At 60.4% G+C, this 12,107-nt stretch carries 12 protein-coding genes; 9 read left to right on the top strand and 3 right to left on the bottom strand.

Annotated elements, in window-relative coordinates:
* Window positions 1-8 precede the first annotated feature (8 nt).
* Genes ACTJLC_RS19100 through ACTJLC_RS19090 form a run of 3 tightly spaced genes read left to right on the top strand, consistent with a single transcriptional unit; the run spans window position 9 to window position 2,592 of the window.
* A complete protein-coding gene (locus ACTJLC_RS19100; protein ID WP_073427685.1) occupies window positions 9-854 on the top strand; it encodes a 3-hydroxybutyryl-CoA dehydrogenase in 846 nt (281 codons plus the stop codon).
* Window positions 855-872: 18 nt separating this feature from the next.
* Entirely contained in the window at window positions 873-1,622 is a 750-nt protein-coding gene (locus ACTJLC_RS19095) for an electron transfer flavoprotein subunit beta/FixA family protein (protein WP_073427488.1), read from the top strand.
* A gap of 22 nt (window positions 1,623-1,644) precedes the next feature.
* Window positions 1,645-2,592, top strand: a complete 948-nt coding sequence (locus ACTJLC_RS19090; protein ID WP_176035716.1) for an electron transfer flavoprotein subunit alpha/FixB family protein — start codon at window positions 1,645-1,647, stop codon at window positions 2,590-2,592.
* Window positions 2,593-2,613: 21 nt separating this feature from the next.
* Here ACTJLC_RS19090 and ACTJLC_RS19085 read toward each other — a convergent pair whose 3' ends face one another.
* Window positions 2,614-3,666, bottom strand: coding sequence for a LacI family DNA-binding transcriptional regulator (locus ACTJLC_RS19085; RefSeq protein ID WP_073427490.1), 1,053 nt, complete (start codon window positions 3,664-3,666; stop codon window positions 2,614-2,616).
* Between the two features lie 620 nt (window positions 3,667-4,286).
* Between ACTJLC_RS19085 and ACTJLC_RS19080 the strand changes: the two genes are divergently transcribed.
* From ACTJLC_RS19080 to ACTJLC_RS19055, 6 genes are all read left to right on the top strand, one after another.
* On the top strand, window positions 4,287-5,570 hold the full coding sequence (locus ACTJLC_RS19080) for an MFS transporter (RefSeq protein ID WP_073427492.1): 1,284 nt from the start codon (window positions 4,287-4,289) through the stop codon (window positions 5,568-5,570).
* Window positions 5,571-5,619: 49 nt separating this feature from the next.
* Window positions 5,620-6,597 carry a fumarylacetoacetate hydrolase family protein gene (locus ACTJLC_RS19075; protein ID WP_073427686.1) on the top strand — a complete coding sequence of 326 codons (978 nt, stop codon included), beginning with the start codon at window positions 5,620-5,622 and terminating at the stop codon, window positions 6,595-6,597.
* Between the two features lie 44 nt (window positions 6,598-6,641).
* Window positions 6,642-7,028 (top strand): hypothetical protein, encoded by a 387-nt coding sequence (locus ACTJLC_RS19070; RefSeq protein WP_440844868.1) that lies wholly within the window; start codon window positions 6,642-6,644, stop codon window positions 7,026-7,028.
* Between the two features lie 35 nt (window positions 7,029-7,063).
* Entirely contained in the window at window positions 7,064-7,651 is a 588-nt protein-coding gene (locus ACTJLC_RS19065; protein ID WP_073427493.1) for a cytochrome b, read from the top strand.
* Between the two features lie 208 nt (window positions 7,652-7,859).
* The gene (locus ACTJLC_RS19060) at window positions 7,860-8,300 is read left to right on the top strand and encodes an SET domain-containing protein (protein WP_073427494.1); all 441 of its coding nucleotides are present in this window, start codon (window positions 7,860-7,862) and stop codon (window positions 8,298-8,300) included.
* 162 nt (window positions 8,301-8,462) lie between these two features.
* The gene (locus tag ACTJLC_RS19055) at window positions 8,463-9,440 is read left to right on the top strand and encodes a histone deacetylase family protein (protein WP_073427495.1); all 978 of its coding nucleotides are present in this window, start codon (window positions 8,463-8,465) and stop codon (window positions 9,438-9,440) included.
* Between the two features lie 51 nt (window positions 9,441-9,491).
* Here the strand turns inward: ACTJLC_RS19055 and ACTJLC_RS19050 are convergent, their stop codons facing one another.
* Together ACTJLC_RS19050 and ACTJLC_RS19045 are read right to left on the bottom strand one after the other, a co-directional pair.
* Window positions 9,492-10,445 carry an ATP-grasp fold amidoligase family protein gene (locus tag ACTJLC_RS19050; protein ID WP_073427688.1) on the bottom strand — a complete coding sequence of 318 codons (954 nt, stop codon included), beginning with the start codon at window positions 10,443-10,445 and terminating at the stop codon, window positions 9,492-9,494.
* Window positions 10,446-10,559: 114 nt separating this feature from the next.
* Entirely contained in the window at window positions 10,560-11,597 is a 1,038-nt protein-coding gene (locus tag ACTJLC_RS19045; protein ID WP_374709850.1) for a GlxA family transcriptional regulator, read from the bottom strand.
* Window positions 11,598-12,107 lie beyond the last annotated feature (510 nt).

The raw sequence follows: 12,107 nt of genomic DNA, 5'->3' as shown, positions 1-12,107 counted from the left end.
AGAGCGACATGCAAACAATTGGAATCGTCGGCGCGGGGCAAATGGGAAGAGGCATTGCGCTGGTCTGTGCGATAGCGGGCCTCGACGTGATCGTCACGGATCTCGATGAACACGCGCTGAAACGCAGCATCGAAGGTATCGCGGCGAATCTTGACAGGATGGTATCGAAGGGCAAAACAATGCCGGCGGAGGCAGCGGCGGCGCTGGAACGAATCAAGGGAAGTACTTTGTTGACTGACCTTGCCGACCGCGACTTCGTGATCGAAGCAGCGACGGAAAATATTCAGATCAAAGAGGGGATCTTGAAGAAGCTGGATGCGATCGTGCGGCCGAGTGCGATCATCGCAACCAATACGTCGTCGGTATCCGTCACGAAGCTCGGTGCGATGCTCGATGACCCGAGCCGCTTGACGGGAATGCACTTTTTCAATCCCGTTCCGTTGATGGCGCTCGTCGAAGTCATTCGCGGGATTCAAACTAGCGATGCCACCTTCGACGCCACCGTCGACCTCGCAAAGCGTATCGGCAAGACCGCGATTTCTGTGAGGAATTCTCCGGGCTTCGTGGTCAATCGCATTCTGATACCGATGATCAATGAAGCGATTTTCGTACTGCACGAGGGGCACGCGAGCGCCGAAGAGATCGACGAGGGTATGAAGCTAGGCGCGAATCATCCGATTGGACCGCTGGCGCTGGCGGATCTCATCGGACTCGATACGACGCTCGCGATCATGAACGTGTTGTACCGCGACTTCAACGATCCGAAGTATCGCCCGGCGCCTTTGCTCAAGGAAATGGTGGACGCCGGCTATCTCGGACGAAAGAGTGGGAAGGGTTTTTATCCCTATCCTTAACGCCAAGGGAAAGACATTTTGAAGATCATTGTTGCTGTGAAGAGAGTGGTCGATTACAACGTGAAAGTCCGGGTGAAGTCGGACGGCACGGGCGTCGACATCGCGAACGTGAAAATGTCGATGAATCCGTTCGACGAAATCGCGGTGGAAGAGGCGGTGCGTCTGAAGGAAGCGGGCGTGGCGACCGAGGTGATCGCGGTGTCGTGCGGCGTCACGCAGTCGCAGGAAACGCTGCGCACCGCGCTCGCGATCGGCGCGGACCGCGCCGTGCTGATCGAATCGAACGAGGAACTGCAGCCGCTGGCGGTCGCCAAGCTGCTGAAGGCGCTGGTCGACCGGGAGCAGCCGCAACTGGTCATTCTCGGCAAACAGGCCATCGACGATGATTCGAACCAGACCGGCCAGATGCTCGCCGCGCTCGCGAACCTGCCGCAAGCGACGTTTGCGTCGAAGGTTGTCGTGGCCGACGGCAGGGCCACCGTGTCGCGCGAAGTGGACGGCGGTGCCGAGACGCTGTCGCTCAAGCTTCCCGCCGTGGTCACGACCGATCTGCGCCTGAACGAGCCGCGCTACGTGACGCTGCCGAACATCATGAAGGCGAAGAAGAAGCCGCTGGAAACGCTCAAGCCCGAGGACCTCGGTGTTGACGTCACGCCGCGCCTGAAGACGCTGAAAGTCGCCGAGCCGCCGAAGCGCTCCGCTGGCGTGAAGGTGGCGGATGTGAAGACGCTGGTCGAGAAGCTGAAGAACGAAGCCAAGGTGCTTTAAGTAAAACGCGGAGACAGGGCAAATGACGAATCTCGTATTGGCAGAACACGACAACGCATCGATCAAGCCGGCGACGCTGAACACGATCGCAGCGGCGCAGAAGATCGGTGGCGACATTCACGTGCTGGTGGCGGGCTCCAACGCGCAGGCCGCGGCGGACGAGGCCGCGAAGATCGCGGGTGTATCGAAGGTATTGCTGGCCGACGCGCCGCAACTGGAAGCGGGCCTCGCGGAAAACGTCGAGGCGACGGTGCTCGACATCGCGAAGGACTACACGCACATCCTCGCGCCGGCCACGCCTTACGGCAAGAACATCACGCCGCGTATCGCCGCGAAGCTGGACGTCGCGCAGATCAGCGACATCACCGCGGTGGATTCGGCCGACACGTTCGAGCGCCCGATCTATGCGGGCAACGCGATCGCCACGGTGCAGTCGCAGGACGCAATCAAGGTCATCACCGTGCGCACGACCGGTTTCGATGCGGTCGCGGCCGAAGGCGGCAATGCAGCGGTGGAAAAGATCGAAGCCGCCGCGGACCAGGGCATCTCGCAGTTCGTGAGCCGTGAACTGACGAAGCTGGACCGCCCCGAACTGACCTCGGCGAAGATCATCGTCTCGGGCGGCCGCGGTCTGGGCAATGGCGAGAACTACACGAAGGTGCTCGAGCCGCTGGCCGACAGGCTGAACGCGGCGCTGGGCGCCTCGCGCGCGGCGGTCGATGCGGGCTTCGTGCCGAACGACTACCAGGTCGGGCAGACCGGCAAGATCGTCGCGCCGCAGTTGTACATCGCGGTCGGGATTTCGGGTGCGATCCAGCATCTGGCGGGCATGAAGGACAGCAAGGTGATCGTCGCGATCAACAAGGACCCGGAAGCGCCGATTTTCAGCGTCGCCGATTATGGTCTGGTGGGTGATCTGTTTACGCTTGTGCCTGAGTTCGTCGAGCGGATTGCCGACGATCATCGTTAGGCACAACCGTGTTCGCATCCGTCAAGCCGTGGCGCCGCGCGGCGAAGCGCGTACCGATGTCTTGGTCGGCGAGCCCGGTTTGCGCGTGCTGCCCCGCACGATGAGTGTCGCTGGCGAGATCGATGTGTAGGGTGAAGCGGTAGCGGAATTCTGCCGGACGTGATGCACGAACCACAGCCCGCACGCGGTGGCGAGATCGTGTACGGGAAGTCCCACGGTGGTCAATCCCGGTCCCCACCACCGGAAGCCGAGTTCGTCGCCGAAGCCAACGACCGACAGGTCGTCCGGAACTCGCACGCCCTGAGCCAGCAATTCTTCCAGGATGCCTTGGGTCATCTGGACCGAACCGGCCACGATTGCCGTCGGCGGCTTGGACAACGACAGGAGCCGGCGGGTTGCGTTAGCACCGAAGTCGACCTCGCTCGGCGCGCCCAGTTGCACAAGGGCGGGCTCGCCCGCTGCAACGCCGCTCAGTGCCTTGTGATAACCCTTGAGGCGCGCGGAACCCGTAGGCAGATCGTCTGTGCCGCCGATATAGCCGATCCGGCGATGGCCGAGCTGCACGAGGTGACTGGTCGCCTCGAAGATCGCCTCTGTATCGTCAATTCCGAACCACTGATCCCCGATCGCCGCATGCCTGCGCAACAGTTGCACGTGCGGGGACAATTTGATCAAGCGGATCGTTTCGCGATGGGGCTTCGCGGTCGGCACGATGATGATGCCCGCGACATTCGCGCTCGCCAGTTCACGGACGCTCTGCAACTCGACCATCCGGTCGTCGTCCGTTTCCGACAAGGCCAGTTGATAGCCGGCTGCCTGCAAGCATTTCGACAGCGCATGGGCGATGGTCGCGTAGAAACCGTTCCTGATGTCCGGCAGAACCAGGCCCACGAGATTGCTCGAGACGCCTCGCATCATGCGTGCAGCGAGATTGGCCACGTAACCCATTTCATCCGCGACTTGAGTCACTTTCTGTTTGGTGGCTGCGCTGATGCGTGGGTCGTCGGCAAGCGCCCGTCCTACCGTGGATGGGGAGACCTGTAGACGCGCGGCGATGTCTTTGATGGTGACCATTTGAGTTATCCGTTCAAGGCGCTTTTTTTGTAACGATAGCACAACGGTGAAGCTCGCAATGGACCGAGCCGTGCGCCACTGATCGCCGCGTTTGCCTCTGAAGTTCGCGGTTGCAAATGCTAACGCGAGCTCATTTGCATAGCCAGATTTATTTGACGCGTGGAAAAACGCCCTTTATCATTGTGCTAACGTTAGCGCACTAGATGAAGCGGGCGCGTCGGGTAACCGCAGTGGTCCGTGCCGAAGTCCATTCGCCATTGGCCGGCTATGCGGGGGCAGGAGGGGAAGCCATGTTTGAAGAGAAATCCTTGCGGTTCCATGTCGAAAAGTGGTTTGGGCGAACAGCCATTTCGTCATTGGAGGTGAGCCGCGTCAGGCCGGCGAAACTGGGACCGAATCGATGTGTCCAGGTCGTGTCGCCGCAGTCGGAGAACCGCGTGACGATATTTTTCTTCCAGCACGGCGACGGTCGATGGAGCGTCTTTCCGCCGCCCACCCGGCGCGCCACGCCGACGTTCGCAAACCGCTAGCAGCACGCAGCATCGAATTCAGCTTCAGTTTCCCGACCTGCGCAGACAGGACCGGCGACTCAATAAACGCAATACAAAGGAGACACCACAATGAACGCCCCTAGGCACGACGTTCGCTATGAACGCGGGACACTTGCGCTTCTCGGCATTGGGTTTGGACTGGTCGGCTTCGATCGCTGGCTGCTCGCTCCGCTGTTTCCGCACATCATGCGCGACCTGGGGCTGAACTACTCGCAACTGGGCAGCCTCGTGGGGATACTCGGCGTCGCGTGGGGCCTTTGGTCGATCGCCATGGGGCCGCTTGCCGACCGCATCGGCCGCAAGAAGATTCTCGTGACGACGATGATCGCCTTCTCGGTACTGTCGAGTCTTTCCGGCTTGGCGAGCGGCTTTATCAGTTTGCTGCTGTTGCGAGCCGCGATGGGCGTCGCCGAGGGCGCATTCACGCCGGCGAGCATCGCCGCGAATAGCGAGGCGTCGCTGCCGGCGCGCCGCGGGCTGAATCAGGGCATACAGATCAGCATGATTCCTTTGATGGGCCTCGGCTTCGCACCTATCGCCGCCACGCAATTGCTTGAAATCGTCCCGAACTGGCATTGGGTGTTCACGCTGTCGGCCGTGCCCGGCTTTATCGTGGCAGCGCTGATCTGGCGCTGCGTGCGTGACCGCGATGCGCCCACGGTCCATGCGTCGCGGCAACCGGTCGATCGGCCGCGCTGGACTGAATTGTTTGCAAGCCGCAACGTCGCCGTCGCGACCGTCGCCATTCTTTGCGCCATGAGCGGGATATTCGTGATCGGCGCGATGGTGCCGATGTACCTGGTTTCCGTTGTGCATCTCGACATGCGAAGCATGGGATTCGTTGCGTCCGCAGTGGGATTCGGCGGCTTTATCGGGTGTTTCGCGCTTGCCGGGCTCTCGGACTTCATCGGTCGCCGCCCGGCTGCCTTGATCGGGTTCGTCTGCGCGGCCGTTCTTCTGTATCTGTTTTCGCGCACGGGTCCCAATCCGACGATGCTGTTCATTCTGCTCTTCGGTGTCGCGATGTTCTCGATGGGTCTGTTGAGCCTGCTCAGTGGCCCGATCGCGACGGAGGCCGCGCCGGTCGGACTCATTGCGTCGACGATCGGCTTCGTGTCGGGCGTAGGCGAGACGTTTGGCGGCGGCGTTGCGCCGGTCATCGCAGGTTTCATCGCCCAGCATTTCGGCCTTGCACGCACGCTCGATTTCGCGCTTTACAGTCTCGCAACCGGAGCCGTGGTTGCGTTCTTCCTCATCGAAACCGCGCCGCGCAAGCGCCGGGACGAAGCGGCACGAACGCAGCCGGCTGCGGACGGCATTGGCGGAGTCATCGCGCGCAACGGCGACGCATGAACTCGCGTTCGAAAGACACACGCTCGCCATCACCAACACGATTACCGCCATGCTCCCAGTACTTGTCAACGTTTCATTCGCGGATTGCCCGCCGTTTCCAGCGTTGTCGACCGAAACGCATGCGCTTGCGCTGGCCTATTGGGCGCGGGTGGGTTTGCGCGGGGCGCACTGCATCGAGACATTCCTGCGTGAGTGGGATGCCAACGCGGCTTTGCTAAAGCGGATCTCCGACGATCCCGCGACGGCTGATGCAATCGAAACACGCGGTGCGCCGCTGTCGAGCTTTCGCATGCACGCTCCGGTCGCGCCGCGGCAGGTCTATTGCACGATCGGCAATTACCGCAGCCAACTACTGCAAGCCGCTCTCGATGCGGACGACGGACCGGATGGTCCCGGCGCCGCCGCACGCCGCGCCGCGCTGCTGGATTCCATCGAAACGCGGCGGCGGGAAGGCGCTCCCTACATCTGCCTGAAAGGCCCCGCCTGCGTTGCGGGACCGAACGACTTGCTGCCTGTTTCGCGCGACCTCACGACGCTCGACTGGGAAGTGGAAATTGGCGTCGTGATCGGCAAAAGCGCGGTACATGTCCGCGCCGAAGATGCGCTCGCCTGCGTCGCCGGCTATTGCGTCGTCAATGACATCACGTTGCGTGAGCGGATATTTCGTCGGGACGCACCCGCATTGGGCGCGGACTGGCTGCAGTCGAAGGCGCGGCCGGGCTGGCTTCCCGCCGGACCGTGGATGGTGCCGGCATGGCATATCGCCGATGCGCAACAGCTCGGGTTATGGCTTCGCCTGAACGGATCATCGATGCAGGAGGGCGCAGCCAGCGACATGATCTTCAGTATCGGCGAGCAGATTGCCTATCTTTCCAGCTTCACGCGGCTCGAGCCGGGCGACCTGATCTGCACCGGTACGCCAGCCGGCCTGGGCACCCACCATGGGCGCTACTTGCGCTCCGGCGATGTCCTTGAAGCCGGCATCGATGGTCTCGGTGTGCAGCGGGTGACGTGTGTCGAGGTTTAAGTCGTTGCGGGCGTGGAATTTCGCAGTTTGCCCAAACCAACAACATGGATTTCAAAGAGGAGATCATCGTGCATAGATGTTCACGACAATGGGTCGCGGGGTTGCTCATATCGGCGATGCCGCTCGTCGCGCAAGCACAGGGCATGGGGGCGAGCGCCCCCATGCCGTCGCGGCCGGACATGATGCCGGCTTCCGCGAGCAAGGCCGACAGCAAGGCACAGAGGCAGGCGCTCAAGGCACAACGCGAGGCACAACGCAAGGCCGAGAGAAAACAGGCGCGTCAGGTGAGAAATGCCGAATTGCAGAACCTTCAGCGCAACGGCTATGGGCCGCAGGCAGCGCCCGATCAGTATCCCGAGAACCTTTTGAATGCGGAACGCAAGTCCGCCCCTCAGAAGGCAGCGCCGGCAGTGCCCGCATCGTCGAATTGAGCGATTCGGCTGGACGAACCCATAAAGGAGCTGAAATGGAAAGGAGACAATACACGCCCATCGCAAAGATCCTCCACTGGACGATGGCGGTAGCAATCATCTGCGCATGGATCGCGGGGTACTACTCCAGCACGCTGAGTCTTCCGCAGAAGATTCAGACTGACAGCATCATGCTGCACAAGTCGATTGCGACGATCACGCTGTTTCTGCTGGCGGCCCGGATTCCGTGGCGGCTCATGCACGGCGCGCCTGCGGCGTCATGCGGCGTGCCGTCGCTGGAGCGCGCCGCAGCGCGTGTTGGGCACCTGCTGCTCTACTTATGCATGCTTGCACTGCCATTGTCGGGATGGCTCTGGAGTTCGGCGGCGGGGTTCAAGATTCCGGTGGCCGGCCTGTTCTTCTTGCCGCCCTTGATGGATAAGACGCCCGCGCTTGCACCCGTCTTCAAACAGGTGCATATCTTTCTCGCGTATGCGATCGCCATTCTGGTCTGCGGACACGTATTGATGGCGTTGAAACACTACTTCGTGGATCGCAGCGATTCGCTGGAATCGATGTTGCCGTCCTGGCTTGTTCGCCGGCGCGATGGCGGTCAGCGGAAGGAGCGTTCTCCCGCGGGCTAGATGTCGGCTCTGCCAATACTCCGCCAATAAGCAAGGCGTTTCGTCATTCGCGCGCGAGAGCGCGAACTTTTGCCCGGCGTAAGCCGGGTTTTTTTGCCTGGCGTTGCCGCGAAGCTTGTACCCGTGCGTGCCGCGCGCATCAAGAACCACTGGAAGCGGAAAATTGCCTCTCATATACTCTGGCACAAACACCACTTAGGGGAAGGCTATGCGGCGCGTGATCGTCCGGCGATCTTCGGTTCATGGGAAGGGCGTATTCGCCATGCGGCCGCTTTCGGCGGGCGAGCGGGTGCTCGAATACAAAGGCGAGTTAATCAGCTGGCGCAAAGCCGTGCGCCGGCACCAACGTGAAGGCGTGGCCGGACACACGTTTCTTTTTGGCTTGTCGGATGGGCGCGTGATCGATGGTAGCCGCGGCGGCAACAGCGCCCGCTGGCTGAACCACGCGTGCGCGCCTAACTGCGAGACCGTCGAAGACGCCTGCCGCATTTTCATTCACACGCTTCGTCCGATCGAGGCGGGCGAGGAACTGTTTATTGAATACCTGCTGGAAACCGACGATCCGCCCGACGAAGACATTAGAGCGCAGTATGCGTGCCGATGCGCCACGGCGGACTGTCGGCAGTCGATGTTGGCGAACGCCGTCTGATCGGGCGGGGGAAAGGGGAAGAACCGATTACGCGCGAGGCTGGCTATCCATAAGCGAATGGCTATGATCTCCCACGGAATGTCTAATTGTCGTCAAGCTGCAGACGGCCCTATGCTTGCTTCTTGCAATGAGAAGAGATGGGCCGGTGAGGCATCAATCTAAATGACGACTACCCTTGTTTTTTCCCATGCAGCGTGTCTGGATCATCGCCCAGGTTCCGGTCATCCGGAGTCGCCGGAACGTCTGAAGGCCGTGCTGCGCGCATTGCGGTCGCCGGAATTCGCGGCGCTGGAATGGCGCGAGGCGCCGCTGGGCACACTCGAGCAGGTGCAATTGATCCACGACCCGGCGTTCGTCGACGAGGTCGAGCAGATTGCCCCGCAGCGAGGTTATGTGCCGCTCGATGCCGGCGACACGGTGATGTCGCCAGGTTCCTGGGAAGCCGTCATGCGCTGCGTTGGCGCGGCGTGTGCCGGCGTCGATGCGGTAATGAACAGGGAGGCGCGCAACGCGTTCTGCGCGACGCGTCCATGCGGTCATCATGCCGAGCCGGCGAGGGCAATGGGTTTTTGTATCTTCAATCAGGCTGCGATCGCCGCGGCTTACGCTTGCGAAGTACACAAGCTGGAGCGCGTCGCGGTCGTCGACTTCGATGTTCATCACGGTAACGGCACGCAAGCGGCTTTTTTCCATCGCCCGGAATTGTTTTATGCCTCCAGCCACCAGTCGCCTTTGTATCCCGGTACGGGCGCCGCATCCGAGACGGGCGTGAATCACAACATCGTGAATATTCCGTTGCCCGGCGGTTGTAATTCGACGCTGTTCCGCGCGCGGATTGCGTCGGACATGTTGCCCGCCGTACGCCGGTTCAACCCCCAATTCATCATCATTTCCGCGGGCTTCGACGCGCATCGCCTGGATCCGCTCGCCGGCCTGAATCTCGAAGACAGTGATTTCGGCTGGATCACCGACGAGCTAATGCATATAGCCGATGCGACATGCGAAGGACGCATCGTTTCGATTCTGGAAGGCGGCTATAGTCTGGAGGGTCTCGCGACCGGCACGATGGCGCATGTCCGTGCGTTGATGAACGTCGACGGCAACGGGGCTGGCTCACAGGTCACGGGCACTGCCGGATGAGCTCGGGTCGCGCGCGGCATGAACATGGCCGGCGCGGACGGCTGCTCTGCATCACCAGTTCGCCACGGCGCCGTTGAGCGAAGGCCGCAGCCTTCCTTCACCCAGCAGTTCTCCCCATTCGTAGTCGATGTTGTCCGGCGTGAAAGGCAAGACGCCCGCGCCGGGGGTAAACGTCAACTCCCCGAAGTACACCGCGTTATCCGGTGCGTACAGATCGACCCGGACGTAATCGAAGTCTTCGGAGAGCCGGACTGCCGCATCCAGCACCGAGTCGAGATGTTGTGGCCGAGGCGCCGGAGCTGGGCTACGTTTGTAGTAGCCGATGGCCACGTCGAGATGATTCCAGTTCTCGTCGTACACGTCCCCTCGCGTGTTTGGCCCGAAGCGGTCGGAAATCACGAGAATGTACATGATAGGTCGCCCTTGGCGACCACCGAAGCAGTGCACCTTGAAATCGGCGGGAATCTGTCCACGCTGATCCAGTAGCAGCCGTTCGAAGAAGATGCGCGGGCTGATCTTTCGGTAATGCCGCTCCCGCGAAACGTTATAAAAATCGATGGACAGCCAACGTGCGGCAATCTGTTCCAGCCGCTCGAACGACGTCTTCGTTTTGTCTCCGACCACCTCGACAAAGCTGCTGCCGTGGTTTGCCTTCATCACGAATGAGTTCGGCAGCGCGTCGAAGACCTGACGATTGAAGACATCGGGAACGGCGATCAGGGGAATCAGATGATCCTGGCCGAGCTTGGCCGCCACATAGTTGCGTACCGTAAGCTTGTCTGTCAGGTTGACGAAACGCGGATCGGGCTTGAGGCTGCGCTGCAGGATCTTCTCATTGAAAGTGGCGGGGTGAATGAGCTTGGGGTACCGGCCAATGCATTTGCGGTGTAACAGACTCAAAAAAAGTACATCGGGCAATGTGAACTTCGCCCTCTCCTTGATTCGTCTGACTATCGAGTGTTGCTCTTCCGGATCACCGTGATAGCTCGTCAGGAGCGACCGGATCGTCGGTTCACTTTGTCGATGCACTTTCAGATCTCCGCCAGTGGATTCCGGCGATTATGCGTTATCTTGAAGCAGACTGAGTGTAGGTTTTTTCGGTCCGTGCGAGAGAAGCCGCTAGCAGGTCTTCACCACCGCCAGTTCCATCGGCAGCGATTCGGTACTGTATCGACATCCGTTTTCAGTCTCCAGGTTCGGCGCGCCGGGATCAAATGGCTGGCGCGCGCGAAAGTGCGTCGGGGACATTCCGTATCGTTCCTTGAACAGTCGTCCGAGACGATTTCCATCGCCCATGCCGCAGCGTCGGGCAATCTTGTCCACGGGCAGATCGCTCGTCCTGAGCAAGGTGATAACGACGTCGAAGCGGACCCGCAACAGGTACTCGAGCGGCGTCGTGCCGAATTCGTCCTTGAAACGACGCTGATAATTGCGCTTGCTCATTGCCGCGGATTCGGCGGCCTGGGCAACCGAAATCGGCTTGCTGTAGTTCTCGTGCATCCATCGAGCGGACGCGCGAATTTTTTCGGCTGTCGTGACAATGCTGACGCCTTCCATTTCGGGTCGTGTATGTTCGGCAAACTTCGCCTGCATGGCGCGAGCTACCTTTTGCGCAGTGTCGGCGCTGAGATCACGCTCGATCTGAGTCAGCGCCATTTCCGTGGGCGTGACGCCATGCGTCGGCGGCGCATCGGGGCCGTCGTCGAAAAGAAAGACCGGTACGGTTGCCTGTAGCGGTGTCTTGCGCACGATGGCGACACTGGCGCCTTGCCGGATACCGCTCGATGCGATGAATCCCTGCTGCGTGATCCACGATAGCAGCCGCTCGTTAGACTCCGCCGTGATCGCGGCGTCGCAACCAGCAACGAAGAGCGCATGGAAATCGGCCAGGCTGTACCGTTCGAGCCGCTGGGTCCAGATTGGAATGCTGGAAGAGGTCACGACAAAGCCGCCCTCGTCCGAGAGAACCGAAAGTCGGTACGGCGGCGGCGCACCTTGCGGCGGTTGCAATGCGTTGGCAAGGCGGAAAACTTCCCCAATCGCCCCAGTGGTCGCAACAGAGCATTCCTGAAAGACCAGCAGTCCGATATGGCGCTCAGCCTTTGAGTCGTCGTTGCTATTTGTAATACGCGGCGTGGGAAAGTTTGTAATACCGATCATATAAATTCTCCGCACGGAATGTACATTCCACCCCTTGAGCATAACGTACCGAATTACTCATGCGGCGACCTGTCCGGTTATCCGGATGTATTGGCGAAATCGTCCGAATTCGAGAAATTGTTGCCGCGCAACACGCTAAAAATCACACGGAAGCGCAGCAAATAAGGAAGTTTTTGCCGACGCAACGATAGGGGAGTCCTTGCATTCATCTGGCCGATTCAACTGAATGGGCCAATAGCACCCGACTTTATGCCGACGCCGACGCTAGTGCTTATGGCGGACTATGCTTCGATGCAGCATTGGAAGAAATTCTTGTAGTGAGTCACATGTGGATACCGGTCTGCCCGAGCCACGTCGTAGTTCTCTTTCAACCCCGCGCGGGTCGATTGCCGTTTCAATTCGCTTTCAAATCTGCATTGCGAAACAAATGCCGATTTGTTTGTCGCATGGAAATTTTACGTGTCGAATTGATTGGATTGCCATGGAGTGGCCGCAGGCGTGGTGCCG

Source organism: Paraburkholderia sp. 22099 (assembly GCF_052045835.1).
Lineage (GTDB): Bacteria > Pseudomonadota > Gammaproteobacteria > Burkholderiales > Burkholderiaceae > Paraburkholderia > Paraburkholderia terricola.
This window is presented reverse-complemented; position numbering and strand designations above follow the sequence as displayed.